The organism is Cytobacillus sp. Bac17, assembly GCF_024519925.1.
Classification (GTDB): domain Bacteria; phylum Bacillota; class Bacilli; order Bacillales; family Cytobacillaceae; genus Cytobacillus; species Cytobacillus pseudoceanisediminis.
Map to the genome: position 1 here is coordinate 59,506 of NZ_JALJRC010000004.1, position 25,040 is coordinate 84,545.

The 25,040-nt window shown below is 42.2% G+C and carries 25 protein-coding genes and 3 riboswitches; all 25 genes read right to left on the reverse strand.

Going from position 1 to position 25,040, the window contains the following annotated elements:
• Nucleotides 1-61: 61 nt before the first annotated feature.
• The 25 genes from NR125_RS08235 to NR125_RS08355 all read right to left on the reverse strand — a co-directional run bounded on the left by NR125_RS08235 (nt 62) and on the right by NR125_RS08355 (nt 25,031).
• Nucleotides 62-1,639, reverse strand: a complete 1,578-nt coding sequence (locus NR125_RS08235) for a Na+/H+ antiporter NhaC family protein (RefSeq protein WP_071156676.1) — start codon at nt 1,637-1,639, stop codon at nt 62-64.
• A gap of 172 nt (nt 1,640-1,811) precedes the next feature.
• Nucleotides 1,812-2,018: riboswitch (Lysine riboswitch) on the reverse strand.
• Nucleotides 2,019-2,083: 65 nt separating this feature from the next.
• A complete protein-coding gene (gene yunB / locus NR125_RS08240) occupies nt 2,084-2,830 on the reverse strand; it encodes a sporulation protein YunB (RefSeq protein WP_009331724.1) in 747 nt (248 codons plus the stop codon).
• 71 nt (nt 2,831-2,901) lie between these two features.
• Nucleotides 2,902-3,996 (reverse strand): HD-GYP domain-containing protein, encoded by a 1,095-nt coding sequence (locus tag NR125_RS08245; protein ID WP_009331725.1) that lies wholly within the window; start codon nt 3,994-3,996, stop codon nt 2,902-2,904.
• A 363-nt stretch (nt 3,997-4,359) separates the two neighbouring features.
• Nucleotides 4,360-4,662, reverse strand: coding sequence for a YunC family protein (locus NR125_RS08250; RefSeq protein WP_009331726.1), 303 nt, complete (start codon nt 4,660-4,662; stop codon nt 4,360-4,362).
• A gap of 77 nt (nt 4,663-4,739) precedes the next feature.
• Nucleotides 4,740-5,585 (reverse strand): DUF72 domain-containing protein, encoded by an 846-nt coding sequence (locus NR125_RS08255; protein WP_009331727.1) that lies wholly within the window; start codon nt 5,583-5,585, stop codon nt 4,740-4,742.
• Between the two features lie 197 nt (nt 5,586-5,782).
• Nucleotides 5,783-7,180, reverse strand: coding sequence for a Fe-S cluster assembly protein SufB (sufB, locus tag NR125_RS08260; protein WP_009331728.1), 1,398 nt, complete (start codon nt 7,178-7,180; stop codon nt 5,783-5,785).
• A 108-nt stretch (nt 7,181-7,288) separates the two neighbouring features.
• Complete coding sequence (gene sufU, locus NR125_RS08265) at nt 7,289-7,738, reverse strand: Fe-S cluster assembly sulfur transfer protein SufU (protein WP_256815008.1); 450 nt, start codon at nt 7,736-7,738, stop codon at nt 7,289-7,291.
• Nucleotides 7,728-8,957 (reverse strand): cysteine desulfurase, encoded by a 1,230-nt coding sequence (locus NR125_RS08270; RefSeq protein WP_256815010.1) that lies wholly within the window; start codon nt 8,955-8,957, stop codon nt 7,728-7,730. The genes sufU and NR125_RS08270 overlap by 11 nt, the downstream gene beginning before the upstream one ends.
• Nucleotides 8,957-10,267, reverse strand: a complete 1,311-nt coding sequence (sufD, locus tag NR125_RS08275; RefSeq protein ID WP_009331731.1) for a Fe-S cluster assembly protein SufD — start codon at nt 10,265-10,267, stop codon at nt 8,957-8,959. Before sufD ends, NR125_RS08270 begins: the two co-directional genes overlap by 1 nt.
• A gap of 17 nt (nt 10,268-10,284) precedes the next feature.
• Nucleotides 10,285-11,070 (reverse strand): Fe-S cluster assembly ATPase SufC, encoded by a 786-nt coding sequence (sufC, locus tag NR125_RS08280; protein ID WP_009331732.1) that lies wholly within the window; start codon nt 11,068-11,070, stop codon nt 10,285-10,287.
• A 335-nt stretch (nt 11,071-11,405) separates the two neighbouring features.
• A complete protein-coding gene (locus tag NR125_RS08285) occupies nt 11,406-11,558 on the reverse strand; it encodes a YuzK family famiily protein (protein WP_009331733.1) in 153 nt (50 codons plus the stop codon).
• 290 nt (nt 11,559-11,848) lie between these two features.
• On the reverse strand, nt 11,849-12,220 hold the full coding sequence (locus NR125_RS08290) for a carboxymuconolactone decarboxylase family protein (protein ID WP_306219740.1): 372 nt from the start codon (nt 12,218-12,220) through the stop codon (nt 11,849-11,851).
• A gap of 221 nt (nt 12,221-12,441) precedes the next feature.
• Entirely contained in the window at nt 12,442-13,287 is an 846-nt protein-coding gene (locus NR125_RS08295) for a MetQ/NlpA family ABC transporter substrate-binding protein (protein WP_009331735.1), read from the reverse strand.
• A 12-nt stretch (nt 13,288-13,299) separates the two neighbouring features.
• Nucleotides 13,300-13,968, reverse strand: a complete 669-nt coding sequence (locus NR125_RS08300; RefSeq protein ID WP_009331736.1) for a methionine ABC transporter permease — start codon at nt 13,966-13,968, stop codon at nt 13,300-13,302.
• On the reverse strand, nt 13,961-14,986 hold the full coding sequence (locus NR125_RS08305; RefSeq protein ID WP_009331737.1) for a methionine ABC transporter ATP-binding protein: 1,026 nt from the start codon (nt 14,984-14,986) through the stop codon (nt 13,961-13,963). Before NR125_RS08305 ends, NR125_RS08300 begins: the two co-directional genes overlap by 8 nt.
• Before the next feature lie 153 nt (nt 14,987-15,139).
• Nucleotides 15,140-15,243, reverse strand: a riboswitch (SAM riboswitch).
• Between the two features lie 139 nt (nt 15,244-15,382).
• Entirely contained in the window at nt 15,383-16,699 is a 1,317-nt protein-coding gene (locus NR125_RS08310) for an O-acetylhomoserine aminocarboxypropyltransferase/cysteine synthase family protein (protein WP_256815013.1), read from the reverse strand.
• Nucleotides 16,700-16,851: 152 nt separating this feature from the next.
• Nucleotides 16,852-16,953: riboswitch (SAM riboswitch) on the reverse strand.
• A gap of 51 nt (nt 16,954-17,004) precedes the next feature.
• Complete coding sequence (locus tag NR125_RS08315; RefSeq protein WP_009331739.1) at nt 17,005-17,343, reverse strand: SCP2 sterol-binding domain-containing protein; 339 nt, start codon at nt 17,341-17,343, stop codon at nt 17,005-17,007.
• A gap of 201 nt (nt 17,344-17,544) precedes the next feature.
• Nucleotides 17,545-18,816 (reverse strand): MFS transporter, encoded by a 1,272-nt coding sequence (locus tag NR125_RS08320; protein ID WP_019382731.1) that lies wholly within the window; start codon nt 18,814-18,816, stop codon nt 17,545-17,547.
• Between the two features lie 151 nt (nt 18,817-18,967).
• Nucleotides 18,968-19,276: a thioredoxin family protein gene (locus NR125_RS08325; protein ID WP_071156669.1), complete on the reverse strand. Its 309-nt coding sequence runs from the start codon at nt 19,274-19,276 to the stop codon at nt 18,968-18,970.
• Between the two features lie 15 nt (nt 19,277-19,291).
• Nucleotides 19,292-19,645, reverse strand: a complete 354-nt coding sequence (locus NR125_RS08330) for a toprim domain-containing protein (RefSeq protein ID WP_034296067.1) — start codon at nt 19,643-19,645, stop codon at nt 19,292-19,294.
• 519 nt (nt 19,646-20,164) lie between these two features.
• Nucleotides 20,165-20,404, reverse strand: a complete 240-nt coding sequence (locus NR125_RS08335) for a YusG family protein (protein ID WP_009331743.1) — start codon at nt 20,402-20,404, stop codon at nt 20,165-20,167.
• 556 nt (nt 20,405-20,960) lie between these two features.
• Nucleotides 20,961-21,344 carry a glycine cleavage system protein GcvH gene (gcvH, locus tag NR125_RS08340; protein ID WP_009331744.1) on the reverse strand — a complete coding sequence of 128 codons (384 nt, stop codon included), beginning with the start codon at nt 21,342-21,344 and terminating at the stop codon, nt 20,961-20,963.
• 88 nt (nt 21,345-21,432) lie between these two features.
• The gene (locus tag NR125_RS08345; RefSeq protein WP_026041835.1) at nt 21,433-21,792 is read right to left on the reverse strand and encodes an arsenate reductase family protein; all 360 of its coding nucleotides are present in this window, start codon (nt 21,790-21,792) and stop codon (nt 21,433-21,435) included.
• Between the two features lie 213 nt (nt 21,793-22,005).
• Nucleotides 22,006-23,790 carry an acyl-CoA dehydrogenase family protein gene (locus NR125_RS08350; protein WP_071156666.1) on the reverse strand — a complete coding sequence of 595 codons (1,785 nt, stop codon included), beginning with the start codon at nt 23,788-23,790 and terminating at the stop codon, nt 22,006-22,008.
• A 65-nt stretch (nt 23,791-23,855) separates the two neighbouring features.
• Nucleotides 23,856-25,031, reverse strand: coding sequence for an acetyl-CoA C-acetyltransferase (locus tag NR125_RS08355; protein ID WP_009331747.1), 1,176 nt, complete (start codon nt 25,029-25,031; stop codon nt 23,856-23,858).
• Nucleotides 25,032-25,040 lie beyond the last annotated feature (9 nt).

Consider the following 25,040-nt stretch of genomic DNA (forward strand, 5'->3'; position numbering starts at 1 on the left):
TTAATATGATGGATGAACACCAAAAGGCTTTCTCAAAGAGAAAGCCTTTTTCTATAGGTTTTTAACTAGCATTATTTTCCTGCCAGGCTTCTTTTTTACCACGGCCAAGGAAAGCAAATGCCGCTACAAGAACAGCCACTGTAAGTAATGCGATAGCAGTGCTGCCAGTAAACCCGACGATTAAATAACCAACAGCTGCGATTCCCGCTGAAATCAAGGCATATGGAAGCTGAGTCATCACATGGTCCATATGGTTACACCCTGCCCCGGTTGAGGAAAGAATCGTTGTATCGGAAATCGGTGAACAATGATCCCCGAAAACCGCTCCGGCAAGGACAGCTGACATAGCCGGCAATAACAGCGTGATATCTGTTGCAGCAGCAATATCTCCAGCAATCGGAAGCAGGATGCCGAAAGATCCCCATGAGGTTCCAGTACTGAATGCCATAATTCCCGCGATGAGGAAAAGTAAAAGCGGAAGCCATGAAGTGCTCATATTGGAACTTTCCACAATACCTGCCAAATACTTTCCAGTTTCCAGACGGCCGATCAGATCAACAATCGCCCAGGCAAACAGCAAGATATAAACAGCTGGAAGCATGGATTTTATGCCTTCCCATACCCCTTTGCCAAAAACATTTGCGTTAACACCTTTCAAAACAAAGGCCTGACGGAAGAATAATCCCATTGAAACCACTAGACCTACGAGGCCGCCAAGGATAAGTGACTTCGATACATCTGTGTTTTCAAAAATTTGCAGGATCGTCGCATTTCCTTCAACCGCCTGTGACCCCGTCCAAAGCATCGCACCAACTGTACCAATGACAAGGGCAATAATCGGCCACACAAGATCTCCGACTGATCCTTTTGAACTTGTTGGAAGGTCGTCTTTAAGCTCACCAGGTGCAGGCTTCTCAGGATCCATTACAAGTCCCTCTTCAACTGCCCGCTTCTCATGTACCCTCATTGGCCCAATTTCGATGCCCCTTATTGCAACAATAAACACAATAGCGAGTGTAGCCCATACATAAAGATTCATTGGAATCATTTGAATAAATGCCGAGAAAGCTGAATACTCGCTAACATTATGGGCAGCAAGGATAGTTCCAATCAGCGCAATGATGTATGCTCCCCAGCTTGATACTGGTGAAACCACACAAACAGGTGCTGAAGTCGAATCAATCAAATAGGCAAGTTTCGCACGGGAAACGCGCTGCCTGTCAGTAATCGGACGTGAAATCTGGCCGACTGCCAGAGCATTGAAATAGTCGTCAATGAATATGATAATACCTAAAACAGCTCCGACAATCTGTGCGCCTGCACGGGTCTTGACCCGCTTCATCGCCCATTCTCCAAATGCGCGGCTTCCGCCTGAAATAGATATAAATGCAGTAATAACTCCTAATACAAGCAAGAATAAAATAATATATACATTCCAGGTGTTCAGCTCTCCGTCTGAAACAAAAATTCCTTTTACAGCATCCCAAATGATGCTGAATGTTTCTGTGATGCTAAATTCAGCCAGCAATAGTGCGGCTGTTACGATTCCCACTCCCAATGACAGCAATACACGCCTGGTCAGGATAACCATGGCGATTGCTACCAAAGGCGGAAGCAGGGAGAAAATCGTGTTTGCCATTACTTGTCCTCCTCTGAAATTTGATTGGTGTCCAGCTACAGGCGCCGATAAGCGGGCGCCTGTAGCTTTTCGTAGGGGAAACAACAAGGATGATGACAGAGTCAAAATAAAAAAAGAGTAACGATAGAGAAAAATCTATCATTACTCTTTTGAAGTAATTAGTTTCTCCATCACGATCTGTAGCTCCCCATTATGAAGGCTTTGACAAAGTATATTCATACTTTCCCCTCATAATGACAGTGTTACTCCTATTCGAAGTAACCCCAGCAAGATTAGTTCTGACTCACTAATCATGCTTCGGCAACATTCCCTTTCGGCTGCGGTCTTAGTTGTCATCCTCGCACAGCGTACTCTTGAATCTTGCGCCTCTACCCCATCGGATATGATAAGGTTTTTATGAAATTATATTGAAATTTTATCAAAATACTAATCTATTTGCAAGTGTTATTGGCCGGCCGGTATTTCTATTGATGGTGAGGTGCCCCCTCCGCCATTATAAAATTGCGGGACCTTTCCTGGGTAAATACCATAAGCGGCAAGCACATCCTCCTGTACAGTGATAATTTTGGTGGCAAAAGGAATAATGATTTGAACCTGCACATCCAGGCGTACCAGAACCTTTACTTCAACATTATTAATGCCATGATCCTTTGTTTCAGTTATAAAATTGGAGGTAACAGAGCCCACTGCATTAAATTTTACCGGTATCCGGGGACCCAAGTTTCCGAGAAGCGCATTATTGGTTGCCTGGCCAAGCGGCACATAATAAACAATTCCATTTGTATTCTCCATTTGTTCCGTGTTGATTTCCACGTCTGTAAAGGACTCCAAAGCATCCAAATCGCCCTTTTCCGCTTTCTTAATATTATCCTGAACCAGTTCGGTTACTTCCGCTTTGACCCTGTTCAGCTTTTCAACATTGATGCTGACAACACCGCTTTCACTTGCTTCAAACATATCTTCCAAATCCATCACATTGGTAATTTTTTTATTAATCGCATTGTTTATCACCAATGATGCGATTTTCCTTGTCTGTGAATCGGCATAGCTCATAAGTGTGGGCTTAAGCCCTTCGTTGATAATCCATAGGCCGGCAGCAGTTGAGATGACGAAAAATATAAAGGTCAATAGAAATACATAGCGAAATGGCAGAGGACCTTTCCGGGGCAGCCGGCCGCGAAATTTTGCCAAAACAAATCCCCCCTTTACAAGCTATATGTATGCTGTAAAGGAGGGAACTAGGCTCAAAAATCCAAAATAGTTTATTGTTGTACAAAAGTCGTATCGCATCCTATAATGACAGAATTCAATTCAATCCTCAAATCTGCTTCATATGGCTCGACATTCCTGCCCTTTTCTTCAAGTATGCGGATGACAGGCCTATCACTCAGACCCGCGTTCTGCCGGCAGACAACGCCTTTCCTGCCATCATTCAGCTCGACTGTAACACCCACAGGATATACAGCGACCGCTTGACGAAAAACTTCGATTATCCTCTTATCAAATAACTTTTCTGCCCCTGCATACAAAATCTCCAGACCTTCATGCGGAAGCATAGCCTGTCTGTAAATGCGATTAGATGTTACTGCATCAAACACATCGGCAATCGCAATAATCTTGCCGAAATCATGTATCTCGTCTCCCTCAAGGCCGCGCGGGTAGCCGGTACCATTCAAACGCTCATGATGCTGAAAAGCACAATGTGCAACAAGGAGCGGAATCGTCTCTACTTTTCTTAATATATTAAATCCATCTTCAGGGTGCTTCTTTATTGATTCAAATTCTTTCACTGTCAATTTACCCGGTTTCAAAAGAATATCTGCCGGCACCTTCATTTTTCCTACATCATGGAGAATAGCACCTAGCCCCAGGATTTCAAGTTCCTTTGGCAGGAGCTGAAGCTTCATCCCGATTGCCAGAGAATAAAGGGTTACATTCAGGGAGTGTGTGAAAATATAGTGGTCATATGTATAAACATCTGATAAGATCGTAAGCAGCTCTCTATTTCCCCTTATTTCATCGATTAGCTGACGAATTAGCCCTGATAGCCGTTTAGAGGCTTTCTCAATCACTAAAGAGCCTGATAAATCTTTATTTGCTCCTACTTCCTTCAGAACCGATTCTATGGTTTGGATAGCCATCGTTCGCATTTTGGCAGACAGAGGGTCCTTATATTGGATATCTTCAGTGCGCCAATCCCTGATATACACATACGTAATACCCATTTCCTGCAATTTATGTATCAATTTATCAGCCAGCTCCACACCTTCATGCAAGAGGACCTGACCCTTGTCATTATATATTGCCTTGGCCAAAACGCTGCCAGTCTCAATTGTATTGGTTGCTGCTAATCTCATATGTATCTCCCATATCCTTTTTTCAGTGCTACTTTATATTTCGGGTATAATTTGGTTTTATTTACATTATACGACAAAATTCCGGCATTGGCCGATGCTCTCTAATTTTTTATGAAAGTTGATTTTTAAGGATAACATAGGGTGCTCGCCTTCATTCCAGGGAGACTTTTTCTTCAATTTATGTTTTTTGTGTGCGGATAGCCAATTTTTACATGCGGATAAAAAAATTTATGTGCCGATAACCGTTTTTTATGTTCGGATAAAAAACTTCATGTGCGTATAACCCGTATTAAAAAAATTTATGTCCGAAGTAAGCTCTTAATATAGATCCAATAAAAAAGACAGCCCTGTCAAGGCATGCCTTTAGATCATTTTAAGAAGTGCTTCTTTTCCTATCGTCCCTTTAACAATGCCCAGTTCCTCTGCCTCAAATGTGACAGATTCAAGGGGGGCATTTAACAGCTGCTCTATGGTTTTTACGCCGACCGCCCTGCCGGCAATTACTTTGCGGTCCTTAAGCTTCTCATTCAGCAAAGCTACATCAAGGGCGCCGCACATGATATACCCTTTATCATTCGTTACCACCAGCAGATTGGTCTTCGGCAATTGCACCGATACACTCAAAAAAGTATGGCCATCTATATCAATCGGTTTTAAATCAATCATACTTGCCGCCACTCCTTTCCTTTTCCATTAACACAATATGTGAGGACAAGGAAAAGGGTGAAAGTGCCTGGCATCGCTTAAAATAAATCAAGCTGTCTGGGAGCGAGCTGCTGGTATTCGATATCAAGAAGTCCGATCATTTGTTTAGCATTGTCTGCAGCGTCACCGCCAGAGTTGTTATTGAAGACGACGAATACATTTTTACAATTTTTCTCAAGTTGTTTTAGATGTTCTGCCCATTCAGCCAGTTCTTTTTCGTTATAGCGGTAAAGATATCGGACCTCTCGCCAGTTATCTCCATTCTTTTTCTGCCAGCCATGAAAATTCCGGCCATGAAACCGAACAAGCACCTTATCAGGACTGGTTGATTCCAGGACAGTTGGAACAGAACCCTCACCGGCTTGCGGCTCGTCACAGATGCTGTGAATCCAGCCTTCTTCTCTCATAAATCTTAATGTACTTTCCTTTAACTCCGGTCGAAACCATGATTGATGTCTGAATTCCAGGGCACAAGGGATATCCCCCATCTGCCCTTTGCACCAGCGAAGATAGTCGACATTGGCTTTTTTGCAGTCAAACCATGGCGGGAATTGAAACAGCACCATAGCCAGCTTGCCGGATTGGATATAAGGCTCTAATGAGTCCTTGAAAGCTGCAAACATTTCTTCTTTGCTTTCAAAGGGGATTTCGCCTCTCTGATGGCCGGTCATGCCCTGGTACGCTTTTACTATGAATTGAAAAGATTCAGGTGTGTCTTTTACCCATTTGGAAGAGTTGCGCTTTGGCTGCACCGCATAAAAAGCAGAGTCCACCTCGACAGTTGGAAAATGGCCGGCGTACTCCTTTAATTTATCTCTCGGCGATATATTGCCTGTATAAAGGCTATCATGGTCGCCCCACCCTGTTACGCCTATAATAATCATTAAAACACCTCCGTTTTTTTGCCATAAGTATTTTAAGAATAATAATTTAAAACCGTTTTTCACAAAGGGTTATATCTTCACTTTAGCAATTAAATCATTAATTTTCCAAAATTTAAACAGTTTCTGCCCTTCTCAGCCTCTTACCATTAAAAAACCCGCTTACCATGGCCGGTAAACGGGTTTTCATAAAATATCTATTAACCGATAGAACCTTCCATTTCGAATTTAATCAGGCGGTTCATCTCTACTGCGTATTCCATTGGAAGTTCTTTCGTAAATGGCTCGATGAAGCCCATTACGATCATTTCTGTTGCTTCTTCCTCTGAAATTCCACGGCTCATTAGATAGAATAACTGTTCTTCTGATACTTTTGAAACCTTCGCTTCATGCTCAAGAGAGATGTTGTCGTTCAGGATTTCATTGTAAGGAATCGTATCTGAAGTTGACTGGTTATCCATGATTAAAGTATCACACTCGATGTTGGCACGTGCACCTTCCGCTTTGCGGCCGAAGTGAACGATTCCGCGGTAAGTTACTTTACCGCCCTGCTTGGAAATCGATTTCGATACAATCGTCGAAGAAGTGTTTGGTGCAAGGTGGATCATTTTCGCACCTGCATCCTGGTGCTGTCCCTTACCTGCTAATGCAATGGAAAGGGTCATGCCGCGTGCACCTTCCCCTTTAAGAATAACTGCCGGATATTTCATTGTCAGTTTTGAACCGATGTTTCCGTCAATCCATTCCATTGTTGCGTTTGATTCACAAACAGCACGCTTCGTAACCAGGTTAAATACGTTGTTCGCCCAGTTCTGGATGGTTGTATAACGGCAGTATGCGTCTTTTTTAATGATGATTTCAACAACCGCACTGTGAAGTGAGTTTGTTGTGTAAACAGGTGCTGTACAGCCCTCTACATAGTGTACATGTGCGCCTTCATCAACAATGATTAATGTACGCTCAAACTGCCCCATGTTCTCAGAGTTAATGCGGAAATATGCCTGCAGCGGCGTATCAACCTTAATCCCTTTAGGAACATAAATGAACGATCCGCCAGACCAAACCGCTGAGTTTAATGCAGCGAATTTGTTATCTGTTGGAGGGATAACCTTTGCCCAATGCTCACGGAAAATATCTTCATTTTCGCGAAGAGCGGAATCGGTATCTTTGAACACAATTCCTTTCGCTTCAAGGTCTTCCTGCATGTTATGGTAAACAACCTCTGATTCATACTGGGCAGAAACACCTGCAAGATACTTCTGCTCTGCTTCAGGAATACCCAATTTATCAAATGTCTGTTTAATTTCGTCTGGAACCTCATCCCAAGAGCGTTCAGTTTTTTCAGAAGGCTTTACATAATACGTAATTTCATCAAAGTTTAATGACGCTAAATCTCCGCCCCATTGCGGCATAGGCATGTTATAGAAATGCTCCAATGATTTTAAACGGAAGTCAAGCATCCATTGTGGCTCTTCCTTCAATTTTGAAATCTCTTCAACAATTTCTTTTGTCAAACCGCGTTTTGATCGGAAAATGGAAACGTCTTTATCGGCAAAACCATACTTGTAATCGCCGATCTCAGGCATTTTTTTTGCCATCGTCGTATTCCTCCATTCGTATGAGAAAGGGTCTTCACACCCCATCATTTCATTATATTTTAGCACACAAGGCAGATGAAAAAATTTTTAATCAAACGTTTGATTGATTTATTCCTGTTCTTCTTTCTCCGTGCTAACGCCTTTTTCCATTGCTTTCCATGCCAATGTAGCGCATTTGATTCTGGCAGGGAATTGGGAAACTCCCTGGAGAGCTTCGATATCGCCAAGATCCAGATCGTCTTCATCATATTCTTTTCCCAGCATCATGTCTGAGAAAACTTTGGAAAGCTTTAATGCTTCTTCAATATTTTTGCCCTTGATGGCTTGAGTCATCATGGAAGCCGAGGACATGGAAATGGAACATCCTTCGCCTTCAAACTTCGCATCTGCCACTTTGCCACCTTCAAGCTTCAGCGTCAATTGAATCCGGTCTCCGCAAGTGGGGTTATTCATATTGATCGTCAGGCTGTCATCTTCAAGTACCCCTTTATTACGAGGGTTTTTATAATGATCCATTATAACCTGGCGGTAAAGGGTATCTAAATTTTTAGAAGACATCGCTGAAATACTCCTTTGTTTTGACAAGCCCTGAAACAAGCTTATCAATATCTTCTTCCGTATTGTACAGATAGAAGCTTGCACGTGCAGTTGCCGACACCTTGAGCCACTTCATCAGCGGCTGTGCACAATGGTGGCCGGCCCGGACTGCAATTCCTTCTGCATCCAATACAGTAGCCACATCATGAGGATGGACATCATTTATATTAAAAGTAATTACTCCGGCGCGTTTTGACGCTTCTTTTGGACCATATATGGTCATTCCGTCTATAGCAGACATTTTTTCCAAGGCATATGCAGCCAGTTTATGCTCATAGGCTTCAATTTCATTCAGGCCGATCTGCTCCAGGAAATCAATGGCTGCTCCTAATCCAATCGCACCTGCAATAATTGGCGTACCGCCTTCGAATTTCCAGGGAAGCTCCTTCCAAGTTGATTCATAAAGGCCTACAAAGTCAATCATTTCACCGCCAAACTCAATCGGCTCCATTTTTTCAAGATGCTTTTTCTTTCCATACAGAACACCAATGCCTGTAGGGCCGCACATCTTATGGCCGGAAAAAGCAAGGAAATCACAAGCCAGGTCTTGAACATCAACTTTCAAATGTGGAGCACTTTGTGCACCATCTACAACCATGATTGCTCCATTTTCATGGGCAATTTTCGCAATATCCTTGATTGGATTTATCACACCAAGTACATTCGATACTTGCATGATAGACACAATTTTCGTATTGCTTGTCACAGTTTCCCTAACATCATCAAGAGATATTGTTCCATCTTCCTGAAGAGGAAGGTATTTTAAGGTGGCACCCGTTTGTTTTGCTACCTGCTGCCAGGGAATGATATTGCTGTGATGCTCCATATAAGAGATAACAATCTCATCGCCTTCGTTCAGGTTGTCACGCCCATAGCTTGCTGCTACAGTATTGAGTGCAGTTGTTGTTCCTCTTGTAAAAATAACTTCCTCAGTCGATTTAGCGTTAATGAATTTACGCACCTTTTCCCGGGCGCCTTCATAGCCATCAGTCGCTCTAGTACCCAGGGTATGGACTCCTCTATGAACATTCGAGTTGTATTCCCGGTAGTATTTGTCAAGCGCTTCAATCACCGGAACAGGTTTTTGGGAAGTAGCGGAACTGTCTAAATAAACAAGAGGCTTTCCATTGACTTCCTGGTCCAGAATGGGAAACATTTGCCGAATCTCACGGGCATTCATTATTTTACTTTCCTTTCAATAACGGCTGTCAGCTGCTTTTTAACCCCTTCGATAGGAAGAGCATTCACAACTGGCGCTAAGAAGCCGTGAATAACAAGACGCTCTGCCTCTTTTTGCGAGATACCGCGGCTCATTAGATAGTAAAGCTGCAATGGATCCACACGGCCAACTGAAGCGGCGTGTCCTGCTGTTACATCATCTTCATCAATTAATAGGATGGGGTTTGCATCGCCGCGCGCTTTTTCGCTTAGCATCAGTACGCGTGATTCCTGCTCAGCATTTGACTTAGAAGCTCCATGCTCAATTTTGCCGATTCCATTAAAGATAGATGATGCAGAGTCTTTCATAACACCATGCTTTAAGATGTATCCTTCAGAATTCTTTCCGAAATGAACAACCTTCGTTGTAAAGTTTTGAGTCTGTTCCCCGCGACCTACAACAACTGTTTTTGTGTCTCCGAAAGACCCGTCTCCAATAAGGTTGGTTGTGTTTTCAGATACTGTATTGCCATCATTCATGAGGCCAAGAGCCCATTCAATGCGAGCATCACGTCCTGCAACACCACGGCGGTTCACATAAGCTGTTGTTCCTTTAGCAAGTGTGTCAACAGCACCATACTGAACGCTTGCATTTGCATTGGCAATTACTTCTGTAACTATATTGAATATGCCGTTTGCTTCCTCAACTGTAGAAACATAGTTTTCTACATACGTCACAGAGCTGTTATCATCAGCTGCAACCAATACGTGGTTGAATAAGTTGGCTTCTTTATCATCATGAATATATACAGCCTGAATAGGCGCCGAAACTTCCACGTTTTTCGGAATATACAAGAACGCTCCGCCGTTAAAAAGTGCCGCGTGCAATGCAGTTAAACGGTGTTCATCCGTTTTGACGCCGTCCTTCATAAAATACTTCTGAAGCAGGTCGCCATGTTCTCTTGCCGCCGTAAAGATATCTGTGAAAATAACACCTTTTTCCTGCAACTCTTTAGAAACAGCCAAATAGGTTGGTCTATTATTACGCTGAATGTATAGGTTCTGATCGCCGGCTTCAGTGTCAATCAGATTTCTGACATCCTCAGGAAGGTCGTTTAATGAAGAAAAATCTTCGCTTCCAACGATGTGCTTTTCAAACTGTGTAAAGTTCCATTTATCTATCTTGGTTTTATCAGGCTTTGGCATTGGCAGGTTTTCCGCGTTTGCAAGCGCATTTAGACGGAGTTCTGTCAGCCATGCCGGCTCGCCCATATCTTTTGAAAAGGAACTAACATATTCCTTATCAAATGGTAATTTTATTTCCGTTGTCATAGTGATCCCCCTAACGCTTACGCTTCTTGCCCAACTGTTTCGTCTTCAATGCCCAGTTCTTTTTTAATCCAGTCATACCCTTCAGCTTCTAAGCGCTGTGCAAGCTCTGGACCGCCAGATTTTACAACGCGTCCCTGCATCATCACGTGAACATGGTCAGGAGTGATGTAGTTTAGAAGGCGCTGGTAGTGTGTGATGATTAAGCAGCCAAACTCTTCGCCGCGCATTTCATTGATTCCTTTAGAAACAACCTTCAATGCATCGATATCCAAACCGGAATCAATTTCGTCAAGGATCGCAATTTTAGGCTCAATCATCATTAATTGAAGAATTTCATTGCGCTTCTTTTCACCGCCTGAGAAGCCTTCATTTAAATAACGCTGAGCCATATCAAGATCCATTTCAAGAAATTCCATCTTGCTGTCCATTTTGCGGATGAATTTCATAAGAGAAATTTCATTGCCTTCCTCAAGGCGGCTGTTAATTGCAGAACGTAAAAAATCGGCATTTGTTACACCGCTGATTTCACTTGGATATTGCATTGCAAGGAATAGGCCCGCTCGTGCGCGTTCGTCAACTTCCATTTCAAGAACATCTTCACCATCTAATGTGATGCTTCCCTGTGTAACTTCATATTTAGGATGGCCCATGATTGCAGAAGATAGAGTTGATTTACCTGTACCGTTCGGCCCCATAATGGCGTGAATTTCTCCGCCTTTGATTTCAAGGTTTACACCTTTTAATATTTCTTTTCCCTCAATAGCAACATGAAGGTCTTTAATTGTAAGTACTGATCCTGCCATAATATATACCTCCGTCAATAAAAGAAGATTTGTAAATCGGCCTGCAGCCGCAAATCTCTATTCTCATTTTATTCTCATTACAATCTTATAACAAATCAAATGTCATAGCAACTCTTTAAGACCATTAACAAACTTTTCAAACAAAAATGTTTAGAAAGCCTGTAAATATAGATTTTATCATATTAACTTAATGGCATCAAAGTGAAAATAACCGGGAACCTGGCATGTCCTATCTATTTTTTCCCGGGACTGTAATTTCATGTATTGCAAAAAAGAAAACCAGTGCATAATTGGCACTGGTTTCTATTTTCTTCATTATTATATATACCATTAACCTAGGAATGAATTTTTCTTTCAAGATCTGCAACTAAGCGCTGGCTTTGAAGATAATCTTCTTCGCGTTTTTTTTCAACTTCCATTCGAATATCATGTTTCCGGCTGTACACTTCATATCCAACTCCATGGGCAGCTTGCATAGCTTTTTCCATTTCACTCGTGTAGTTCAGCTGTAACTGACTGATAATGAATCAATCCTTTCGGTTTTTATGCTTTCGCATTTAGTTTTACATCTAAAATCTTAACACTCACCATATACCCCGCACAAAGCGGAAAAAACCTGATTTTTTTAGCAAAATAAGGAACGAGAACCCATGAGGCGCTTTCATAATGCGCATTCTTAAAATACTGGCCATATCCTCTGGATTAATGGTTGTTTCAATAATTTTCTGAAATTATCATAAAAAAAATAAAACTCCTGCTATTGAGCAGGAGCTGCTTATTAATGATTTTGCTGATTTAATTCTGTCATAGCCTCCTGGACAAGCGTAACCGCCTGGCTTATTGCGGCACCGCCGCCAAAAGCTGCAGTAACTCCTACTGCCTCTAGAATTTCTTCTTCTGACGCACCTTGATCGATGCATCCTTTCGTATGATAAATAATGCAATATTCATCCTGAGAATATAAGCTGATTCCAAGGGCAATCAGCTGCTTCTCCTTTTGGGATAAAACCCCTTCCTTAAAACAGGCTTCTGTAAAAGCATTATAATGCTGTGCTAAATCAGGCATTTTTTCAGTGAAAACACCCAATCCAACTTTATAGTCATGAAGGGCTGCTTCTATCGAGTTTGAAGGTTCATGATAATGTTCCATTCGGCTCCACTCCATTTCGAAATAGTTTCAAGGTTAGTATGTTTGATTACTATTCAATCTATACGGGAAGCGGGCCTGAGATATGGCAATTAAAGCGGAAGCGCCCTGCCCACTCCCGACCTTCGAGGAGGCAGGCGCTAGAACTGGACTGTTATCGACGTTCAAAAATTATACCTATACTATAAAAAAAACAGGCGCATAGACGCCTGCTTTTTTAACTCTTACTCAGATACCGGTACAACGGCACCTTCATATTTTTCAAGAATGAAATCCTGAATTTCTTTAGAACGAAGCACTTCTACAAGAGCTTTAATTCCTTCTTTTTCTTCATCGCCTGAGCGGACAGCAATTACATTTACGTATGGGGAATCTTTGTCTTCAATTGCAATTGAATCCTTAAGAGGATTCAATCCGGCATCAATTGCATAATTGGAGTTGATCAGGACTGCATCCCCTTCTTCATTATTGTAGATTTGAGGAAGAAGTGAAGCTTCATATTCAGTATCAAACTTTAACTTTTTAGGATTGTCTTTAATATCTTCCAGAGTTGCTTCGGTTTTTTCTACATCTTCATTTAAAGTAATAAGTCCCTCTGCTTCAAGCATGGAAAGTATACGGCCATGGTCTGCTACTGAGTTGCTCATGATGATAGATGCACCCTCAGGAAGTTCGTCAAGGCTCTTATATTTTTGAGAATATACTCCGATTGGCTCGATATGAATTCCGCCTGCATTTGTAAAATCATATCCATGTTCAGCTTTCTGTGACTCAAGGTAAGGAATGTGCTGGAAATAGTTTGCATCCAGCTCCTTAGACTCAAGAGCCTGGTTTGGCAATACATAATCCTGGAATGGTACAACATCAAGTTCAAAGCCTTTTTCTTCAAGTAATGGCTTTGCCTCTTCAAGGATTTCAGCGTGTGGGACGTTGGAAGCCCCTACTGTAATTTTAGTGCTTTCTTTACTTTCTCCGCCTTCACCGGCATTGCCGTCTTCTTCTGACGTTCCGCAAGCTGCAAGAACAAGTGCTACTGCAAGTGCAAGAGCAAGTGATAACCATTTTTTCATATGAATCTCTCCTTAACGTTTGTCTAATTTAGTTGTTATGATATCTCCAATAAACTGGATGATAAATACGATGATTAGAATAATGACAGTCGCCATAAGCGTCACATCACTGCGGCTCCTCTGGAATCCTTCCAGGTAAGCAAGGTTTCCAAGTCCGCCAGCACCGATGACACCGGCCATGGCCGTGTAGCCAACAAGCGCGATGGCTGTAACGGTAATTCCTGAAACAAGGGCGGGCATTGATTCCGGAAGCAGAACCTTCCAGATAATCGTGCTTGTTTTTGCCCCCATAGACTTGGCCGCTTCAATTACACCTTTATCTATTTCCCTCAAGCCTATTTCCACCATACGGGCATAAAAAGGGGCGGCACCAATAATTAATGCAGGCAGTGCTGCATCTTCCCCGATCATTGTTCCTAGAAGAAACTTGGTAAATGGAATCAATAACACGATCAGAATAATAAACGGAATTGAGCGGAATATATTGACGAAAGCAGAAATAACTTTATTAATTGCTGCGTTTTCCCAGATGTTACCCTTGGAAGTCAGGAAGAGCAGCAATCCCAGAATTGCACCTAAAATAAAAGTTGCGAGAACAGAAATAGCTGTCATATATAGGGTTTCCATTGTAGCTTCCCACATGGAATCCCATTTCACATTTGGAAACCATTCGTTAAGCATTGGAAATCACCTCCACGCCAACCTGCTGAGAATGAATAAATTCAATGGCTTTTGCAACTTCCTCTGCTTCTCCATCAACATGGATGAATAAAGTACCGTAAGAACCATTCTGTGTCTGGGAAATCTTTCCTTGAAGGATATTTACGGTTACCTGGAAATTACGGATCAGGTTTGTAATCAACGGCTGTTCAGCTGATTCGCCGACAAACCCTAATTGCACTACTTTTCCTTTTGGATACAAATCGACCAGATGATCAATCGTTTCCTTAGTTTCTTCAGGCTCTGTCACCTGCTGTACAAACCGCTTTGTAATCACAGCTTTGGGATTCCTAAATACATCCAATACAGGCCCGATTTCAACAATTCGGCCGCCTTCCATGACTGCAACCCGATGGCAGATTTTACGGATAACGTGCATTTCATGAGTAATTAGGACAATCGTTAAGCCCAGACGCTCATTGATGTCAACAAGCAGCTCCAAAATGGAATCTGTAGTCTGCGGATCAAGTGCAGATGTCGCCTCATCACAAAGCAGTACTTTTGGATTGTTGGCAAGGGCTCTAGCAATTCCAACCCTTTGTTTTTGACCGCCGCTGAGCTGGGAAGGATAGGCATCTTCTCTTCCTTCGAGGCCAACGAGTTTAATGAGCTCGTCTACCCTTTTCAGCCTTTCCTGCCGGGAAACACCAGCAATTTCAAGCGGAAAAGCGATATTCTCTCTTACCGTTCTCGACCATAATAGGTTGAAATGCTGGAAGATCATGCTTATTTCCTGACGCGCTTTTCTTAGCTTGCTTCCCTTTATCTTTGAAACCTCATTTCCTGCAACTGTCACACTGCCATGGGTAGGAAGCTCCAGCCCATTCAGCATGCGGATCAAGGTACTTTTACCTGCACCGCTATATCCGATAACTCCGAAGATTTCTCCTTCCTTTACTTCCAGGTTTACATTGTCAACAGCTTTTACCTGGCCTTTTTTTGAAGAGAAAATCTTCTGTACATCTTTTATAGAAATCAACGTGAATTGTCACCTCTTTAATCGAAAGATACAGATTATAATTATTAGACTGCTTATATTCCCCTATTTTTTACTCCTTATAGGCTTTCATGCGCTAAAAGCAAAAATGCCTTTCTGCACATGAGCAGAAAGGCATTAAAAATTAAGTCCTTTCTCTCATCTGTCAAAGCTATGCTTTGAGTGAATTGGCACCATTTCAAATAATTGACGGTTGCCGGGCTTCATAGGGCACTTCCCTCCACCTCTCTTGATAAGAGCGTAACGATTTATATTCAATTAATATTTTAATAAATTAAGCAGTTTATTAATTACGTTTGCTATCGTATCATAGCCATCAAAAAGGTGTCAACGAAGAAATTTTAAACTTTCGGAAAAAAATGAATGGTAAATTTTCCTTTATGCTTTTGCAGAAAGTGATGTAATGCCTGCAGCTGCTTCGATCGCCTGTTCCAGATCTTCAATCAAATCTTCCGCATTCTCGATTCCGATAGAAATTCGAATTAGATCCTCCGGCACTCCCGCAGCTTTTAAACCTTCTTCATCAAGCTGCTGGTGAGTTGTACTTGCAGGGTGGATAATCAGGCTCTTTGCATCCCCGACATTTGCCACATGTGCCCAAAGCTTCAGGCTGTTTATTAGCTTGGCACCTGCTTCTCTTCCGCCAGCAATTCCAAACACAGCCACAGCTCCTGCTCCTTTCGGCATGTATTTATCCGCCAATTTTTTATCCGGATGGCTTTCATTTCCAGGATACAGGACCCAATTAACAGCTGGATGCGCCTCTAGATACTCCACTACTTTTTTCGTGTTGGCAACATGCTCTTTCATCCGTACATGCAAAGTTTCAAGCCCCAGTGTGAATTGAAATGCACTTTGCGCACTCATAGCAGGCCCTAAGTCTCTCAAAAGCTGTACGCGTGCTTTGATAATATAAGCCGCCTCGCCAATTGCTTCGCTATAGACAATATCATGGTAGCTGGGATCTGGCTCTGTAAAGCCCGGGAACTTATGGGAATTCCAGTCAAATTTTCCTCCGTCTACAATAATTCCTCCCATTGTTGTTCCATTGCCTAGCAGCCATTTAGTCGCAGAGTGTATAACAATGTCAGCCCCATGTTCGATCGGCCTGCATAGATAAGGTGTAGCAAAAGTGTTATCGACAATCAGCGGCACACCATTCTCGTGTGCAATTGCTGCTACCTTTTCAATATCCAGGATTTTTAAGCTTGGGTTCCCTATCGTTTCGGCAAAGATGGCCTTTGTTTTATCTGTAATCGCGTTACGGAAATTTTCCGGCTCTTTTGGATCAACCAGTTTCACTTTAATTCCATACTTGGGAAGTGTGACTGCAAACAAATTATAAGTACCGCCATATAAATTGGACGCAGCAATAATTTCATCCCCTGCTTCAGCTATGTTTAAAATGGCAAGCGTAATGGCAGATTGTCCGCTTGCAAGAGCCAGGGCACCAACTCCTCCTTCAAGCAAGGCCACTCTTTCCTCAAATACACTTACAGTCGGATTATGTATCCTGCTATAAATATATCCTGGCTCTTTAAGAGCAAAGAGATCTGCAGCGTGATCTGTATTCTTGAACTGGTAAGCATTGTTCTGGTAAATCGGTACCGCCCTTGCGCCAGTTACAGGGTCTGGCTTCAGTCCCCCATGCACTCCAATTGTTTCAAAACGGTAATTTTTTTGTTTATCAGTCATTGCTTTCTCTCCTCTATAAAAATTTTAGTATTTCTTATCGAAAAACTAAGAAAAATGCAAGGTGCCTGGAGCTAGACAGTTATCAAATTTCAAAGAAAAAAGTCTGATATTATGAAAAAACCCTCTTCATAAGAAGAGGGCTGTATCGTCTCTTCTTATCTTCCAGAGCATCCCGCTCTGCTGGATTTAGCACCGTGTACTTTACCGGTTGCCGGGCTTCGCTGGGCCAGTCCCTCCGCCTCTCTTGATAAGAATATTCAGTTAATTGATATTAAAACGATATTATCATACTATTTAAAAAATGGTCAAGTATTGTGATATGAAATTTTCCCTAAACAGAAAAAGGATTCGAGGAGCAATTTTTTTCTGAAGGTGGTTTCCATCTTTATTTTATTTTGGAAAATAGCATCCCTTAACTTTAACTCGCCTGAAATCAGTGACAGCACAGATTCTTCAGAGCCCGAGACCTCCACATCAAAATGACTGGTGTGACTGGCCTTCCGGATTTCCCCATTCATAATTTCCAGAGGAATGCTTATATTTCCCGCCTTAATAAGCAAAGAGAAATTTGATTTTCTTAAAAAGTATCCAAGATGACCTTTAGACTTTAATTCCCGGATAAATACATCAGGTAAATCCTTCACAGCCTCACCTCTTTTAATGGGTTTATCATCTTTAATATTCAGTAATAAATGGCTTCAATCCTTTAATTTTCTTTCGACAAAATCAGAAGATCGCTGGAGCCAGACAGTTCTCGCATTTCAAATTTATTAATTCTGGAAGAACCAGAAAGACAATACCTGTTTATTAGGCATTGTCTTTCATTTCCCGAGAAATATGTCAGATTATACTGTTTTTACGGAAGGTGATGCAGTTTTTGTCTTTTTATAGTTTTTGAAAACAAAGAAAAAATAGAGAGAGCCAATCAAATATAAAGAAGCTGTAATGGAGAATACGAGTGCATATCCCCAATAATCTCCATATCTCATGACAATTCCTGTTGAAATAGGCCCCATTACAGCCCAGCCCAGATTGAAAACCATCTGATTAACGGAGTTTGCCAGCCCTTTCATCGAATCATTTACCCTAGACATCATCAGCGACATTTGTATTGGGTTTCCAGCATTCATTAATGCCTGCCGGAACAAAAAGCCGATGGCAGCCAGCCAAAGATTCTCTGTATAAGCAGTTAAAAGCAGAAAAGGAAGTGACATGAGCTGCAGGATTACAACTGCTCTGACTTCTCCCACCTTCCTTACCACAACCGGGCCGATAATCATTGCAAAAGCTGTGGCAGCCTGCCCTAATGAAATAATAATGCCAATGGCTGAATTGGAAGCTTCAAAACGGTCTGCGAAGTATAGATTTAGATAAGGGATAACCAGTCCTGCTCCAATTCCTATCAGCAGCTGCGCAAAAGCAAACATGGCGATAATTTTGACGCCTTCATTATTAGCGGATAGGTTTTTGAACGAAAAACCTTTTATGCCTCTTACATCGTTTTTATCTTTCGGAGCTTCTGCGAAACGAAGGATGGGAACAAGGCCTGCTATGAAGAAAACACTTGCAATCAGAAGTGTAATCCGGATGCTGGTGAGCTGGTCCACAAATAAAGAAAATACATCCGTAAAGATGCCTCCGCTTAAGTTTCCGATTACATTTGCACCCGTCATAATGGCAAAATGGATGCTGAATAAATGAACCCGTTGGTCAGCCTTAGAATTCTCAGCCAGCCATGGTATGCCGGATACTTGCAGAAATGCTGTAGTCAGCCCTGTAAAAAAGGCAAATAAAATCAGGAGTTCCTGCATTTCAACCATACTTCTGAAAAGCATAGCGACACCCGTTGCAACAGCCCCGAACAGCATCGCTCTTTTTCTTCCAATTCGGTCGCTTGCGATTCCTGCCGGCACAAGAATCAGTGCTGTGGCGAGTGCAGTCATAGATATGATTTGCCCATTAACACTTTCGGAGTAGCCAAGCTCCCTTATGTAAAAATTATAGATTACCATGAATATCCCAAAGCCTATTTGTGTAAGGGTATTCGCCATAAAAGCCAATTTTATATTGCGGTTATAGCCTTTAAATTGGCCTGCCCACTCCTTGTAAAATGCCATCCGGATCCCTTCCTGCACTGTATGATTATTTCGATTCCCTAAGTATCATACTCTTTCAAAAGGGTTTTGTAAATATATTTAGAATATTGAAAAGGCTAATTTCTATATTTTTTAAAATGCAAAAAACCAGGAAGCTTTGCTCCTGGCTTTCTCAATAGATGCTTCTGATTCTATCCAACAAATAGGGAACTGATCGGAATGCATATAATTTTTCCTGTAAATTTCCTTCTTTAAAGATGAGAAGACAAGGTACGCTTTCCACTCCCCATTGTTCAGCCAATTGCGGCATATAATTTAAGTCCGCTTTCCCAATCTTTTGCTCAGGCAGCAATTGTTCTGTAACTGTCAGCATCTTTCCTGCCATCTGACAGGTTCCGCACATAGGCGTGTACAAATAGATAAGGGCAGTTTCTTGCCCGTTAACCGCTTCCTCAATCTCCAGCTGCGACCATTCCTGCATTTTATCATCCTTACTTTATCTGTCTAAATATTGTGTATAAACGTCAATATTAGCTCCCAGCAGCACTGTAGCCAAATGATGTTCCGGTGCTGTCGCTACTTCTCTGTACATTCTATCGATGTATAGATGCTCTGCCTCTGGAAATTCCCTTTTAAACTGTTTTCTCAGCTTTTCACCGGCTGAATCGGCATCCACCAATATATATACATCCTTATCAAACAGTGTGTCAATTAATTCATCCAGCTTGGTAATGCTTATTGTTCCATTTGTGCAGATAATCTCTACAGGTTCTCTTATTATGTTTTTAACCTTCGTTTTATCTGACTTTCCCTCGACAATAATAACTTTTTCCGGAATTCCCTCGTTCATCGTCATCACCTGAAAGGAGTTATTTTGAAACTGTTGCTTTAATGTTAGCTGTTTACTCATGAGATTGATCTTAGATTGTAAATGAATCCCGTTGATTTCCGCTGGGAGAAATGAGAGCCTCCTGCAGGATATTGAATAAGCTTCCTGAATTAGCATCTGTACAAAGAAAATGCGGAAGCTTTTTCGAGGATCAAGTGCCCTCCGACCCAATCAACTCAGTTGACAAACTTAGTTTATCGTAAGCTAAGTTTACAAAACAGCCAAATTTAAAAAACCAGTCTTACATTGGTACTTATCTTAATATATTCAATATTCTCGGTTATGGTGTGAATCTCCTGCCCATATTGGAGGTTAGGACTGCGCTGATTTTACATATTATTCTACAGCTTGATAAAGGAAATATTTTTGAAGAAAAATAATCATTGTAGTACTCTTAAACAGCCTATTTCATTGTATGCCGGGTAATATTGCTTTAGCCTATTAAATAAACAGCGGAATCCATTCCGCTGTTTACAGTAGTCAGCACCAGCCGCCTTCGTCACAGTCTGTGTAGCGCTCTTGCGCTTTATCTGGAACGGAGACATTCTGATATATTTTTTGGTGGTCGGTCTCAAAATGATGGGCCAGGTTAAAGGAAGAGCCTTCAGGAAGACTGATTTGGCCAATTTTTTCGTTCTCAAGATAAAGATCAATCCCATTACTTTTAAGCTTGCCGACAACCCGATCTGTAATATCGATTTTCTGCTGATTCAATGTCATGGGTAACCAATCCTTTCATGCTTTTGGGTATCTATAGTTTGCCCTTTCTCTGCAAAAGAAAAAATAGCAATTAAAGCCAGTTAGAAAAGCGCAAGCGCCTTGTCCACCCCGACAATCACAAGACGAGCCTCACAGAAAGGCGTCCTTTGCCTTTTTGGGAGGATTGCCTGAAATGTGGAGGCGACTGCCCAGGCACGACAGGCATAAGACGGTTCCTGTAAGAAGGCGTTTTTCCTTCTGAAAGTAATCGGCTTATGCTTCCGAGTCCCTAGGAGCCGCAACTAGACAAACCGAAATGTGGAGGCGACTGCTCAGGGACGACAAGCATAAGACGAGCCCTGCAAGAAGGTGTTCTTTCCTTCTGGAAGGGATTGGCTTATGTCTCGAGTCCCTAGAAGCCGAAACAAGACAAGCTTGTGACCTCGAGGGGGTAGGCGCTGTAGCTAGACAGGTCTCGAAGTACATAGATACAAATTCTAATAGCAGAACCCTTGATCAGCCCCTCAGTTACATAAACAGCATGAAAGCCGGTTCTTATAGAACCGGCTTTCATACATTAGTCTTCGTTTGTCATTTCTTCATATTGCTCAGCAGTCATCAAGCTCTCTACTTCGCTTAAATCTGAAGGCTCCACCACAACCATCCATGCTTTTTCATATGGGGATTCGTTTACGAATTCAGGGTTGTCGTTAAGGTCTTCATTTACTTCAACCACTTTACCGCTTAATGGCGCATAAAGTTCAGAAACTGTTTTTACAGATTCTACGCTTCCGAATGGCTCGTTTGCACTTAGCTCATCGCCAACTTCAGGAAGCTCAACAAATACGATGTCACCAAGTTCTGATTGCGCGAAATGCGTAATCCCGATACGTACTTTCCCATCTTCTGTTTTTACCCACTCATGCTCTTCTGAATAACGTAATTCTTTTGGTGTGCTCATTATGTATCCCTCCAAATTAATATTTCAATTTATGATCAGTAAATCGATCTCATGGTTAAATATGGCTTAAAAGGCTAAAGTCCAGCGCTTAGGAAAGCCATGTCTTTTCATATTCCTCTTCTTTGAAGCCCACTGTTACCTTTTCTCCATCTGTCAGCAGCGGACGCTTAATCAGCATGCCGTCTGTTGCCAAAATATCAAGCAGTTCTTCTTCCATAGAGGTCTTCACCTTGTCCTTCAGTCCGAGTTCCCGGTATTTTTGACCACTCGTATTAAAGAACTTTTTCAGTTCTAAACCGCTCTTTTTATAAAGCGTTTCAAGTTCGCTTCGAGAAGGCGGATTGTCTGTTATATGTATTTCTTCATAGGACAGATTATGTTCATCAAGCCATTTCTTGGCCTTTCGGCATGTCCCGCATTTAGGATACCAATAAAAAGTCAACGCCATTTTTTCACCACCCATTTTAGCAAATTCAGGCTTATCCAAAATTGCTGCCTTTTAATTGAATAGTAACATAAATGGATGACAAAGCATAACATTGATCTCCAAATTTATATTCGACAAATTTCTATATTATCCTTCTGGCAAAAAAAATTTTTTGAAGGGTTATTTTTGGCAAAAAATAAAGCTCCCTTCATGATGAAGAGAGCCTAAGATCAATTAAACTGTAAAACGTTCCGCGTCGATCAGTTTTTCTGATGCTTCACGCTTCTTTGCAATGACGTTGATTGGGGTGTGGCGGGTAAATTTGCGAAGTGCTGACATCATCATGCGCAGAGCATCGCCGTTTTCTACTGCCACAAGTGTTTCTTTTGCATCCTGCTCGATTTTGTTAAATGCTTCCTGGCAGAAGATTTGAGTGTAAAGAAGTTTTTGCTTGTTCTTTTCAAGCCCTGCCTTTTCAATAGCCTTTTCCGTACGGAGAACAACCGACTCCATTGCATAAGCATTTGATATAATATCCGCAATGTTTACGAGCACTTCCTGTTCTTTTTCAAGAGCTTTTCCGTACTTCTGTGCTGCTAAACCAGCTGCAAGCAAGCCGATTTTCTTTGCATTTTTCACCAGATATTTTTCCTGTGCAAGCGGCTCGTCACCAGGCTCTTCAGGCATCAACATCATAAGCTCTTCCTGCAGTGCCTGGGCTTTCTGGAATAATGGAAGCTCTCCTTTTAATGCTTTGCGGAGGTACGTGCCCGTCACCAATAGACGATTGATTTCGTTTGTTCCTTCGAAAATACGGTTAATGCGTGAATCACGGTAAGCTCTTTCAATCTCATATTCAGCCATGAAACCGTAGCCTCCGTGGATCTGAACACCCTCATCTACTACATAGTCGAGGACTTCCGTATTAAAGAATTTATTCATGGAGCACTCTATAGCATATTCAGCGATTGACTTCGCCACTTCTTTTCCATCTTTCACTTCTTCGTCCGAAAGCTTGCTCATACGGTCCTCGAATAAGCCTACAGTCCGGTATACTGCACTTTCAGCGGCATATATCTTAGACGCCATTGTTCCCAGTTTCTCTTTTGTCAAATTAAACTGAGAGATTGGTGTCTTAAACTGCTGGCGCTGATTGGCATATTGAACAGCAAGTTCGAATGCCCGCTTCGCACCGCCGACTGCTCCAACACCTAACTTATAGCGGCCAATATTTAATATATTAAATGCAATCACATGTCCCTTGCCAAATTCACCAAGAAGGTTTTCCTTTGGCACCTGGGCATCTTCAAGAATTAACGTACGGGTAGAAGAGCTCTTAATTCCCATTTTCTTTTCTTCTGCTCCTACAGAAACACCCGGGAACTCCCTTTCAACGATAAATGCTGAGAAGTGTTCACCGTCAATTTTTGCGTATACTACGAATACATCTGCGAAGCCTGCATTCGTTATCCATTGCTTTTCCCCGTTTAATACATAGTGCGTACCTTCTGCATTCAGCTTGGCAGTCGTCTTTGCTCCAAGAGCATCAGAACCTGAGCTTGGCTCCGTCAATGCATAAGCAGCAAGTTTTTCGCCAGTAGCTAATGCAGGAAGGTATTTTTGCTTTTGCTCTTCATTTCCGAAAAGAACAATTGGAAGGGAACCAATTCCAACATGTGCACCATGCGAGATGGAAAAGCCGCCTGCACGCGCCATTTTCTCGGCTATAAGTGCAGAGCTAACTTTATCTAAAGCAAGTCCGCCGTATTCCTCTGGAACATCTGCGCCTAATAGTCCGAGGTCTCCAGCTTGCTTCAATAACTTTACCGAACGGTCAAATTCGTGGTTTTCCAGATGCTCAATTTGCGGAACAACTTCATTTACAACATAATCTTCAGTCGTCTTAGCAATCATAACCTGCTCATCTGTATAGTCTTCAGGCGTAAAAACCCGGTCATAGGAAACATCTTCGATTAAAAAGCTTCCGCCTTTGATAAGGTTTTCAGTTTGGTTTGACATTTTCTTATTTCCTCCATTCTGTTTTGCGGAGAAGCCTTTGGCTTCTCTCCAAATTCCGGCTCAATTTATAAAAGTTCAAATACTCCGGCTGCGCCCATTCCGCCACCGATGCACATTGTTACAACTCCAAATTGCTGATTGCGGCGCTTCATTTCATGAATTAGAGATAGAGTGAGCTTGGCACCGGAACAGCCCAGCGGGTGTCCAAGTGCAATGGCCCCTCCATTTACATTTACTTTCTCTTCATCTAAGTCCAGCTCACGGATAATTTGAATGGATTGGGACGCAAAAGCTTCATTCAATTCAAATAAACCGATATCAGAAAGCTCCAGCCCTGCAAGCTTTAATGCTTTAGGAATGGCCACAACTGGACCGACACCCATGATTTCAGGAGGAACACCGCCTACTGCAAAGCTTCTGAATTTAGCCATTGGCTTCAACCCAGAAGACTCCGCCTTTTCCCTGTCCATTACCATTACTGCTGCAGCTCCATCACTTGTCTGCGATGAATTCCCAGCTGTGACACTGCCGGTTACCGAGAATGCCGGACGCAGTTTTCCGAGTGTTTCAACTGTGGAATCTGAACGGACGCCTTCATCCTGGCGGAACTGGATTGTTTTTTCTTTAAGCTTATTGTCTTTTCCAACGGATCTAAACGTTACGTCTACTGGCACAATTTCTTCTTCAAATTTGCCATCCTGGATTGCCTGTGCAGCTCTCTGATGACTTCTGACCGCAAATGCATCCTGGTCTTCTCGTGTAATGCCATACTTCTTTGCAACTTCTTCAGCTGTATGTCCCATACCCATATAGTATTGGGGGGCTGTTTCGGCAAGTTTGGCATTCGGGCGGACTACATGCCCCATCATCGGCACAAGGCTCATAGATTCCGCTCCGCCTGCAATGATTGTATCAGCATGGCCAATCATGATTTTTTCAGCTGCATAAGCAATTGCCTGCAGGCCTGAAGAACAATAGCGATTAATTGTTATTCCCGGCACTTCATGTGAAAGTCCGGCAAGAGCTCCGATATTCCTTGCCATGTTCAGCCCCTGTTCGGCTTCAGGCATAGAACAGCCGATAATTAAATCATCGATGTTTCCTTCATAATTTCCTGCGCGCTTAAGGGTTTCCTTTACTACAAGTGCACCTAAGTCATCCGGCCTGACGTTTGCAAGCGTACCTTTTTTGGCTTTTCCGACCGGTGTCCTGGCACCTGCAACTATTACCGCTTCTCTCATTATTTTCCC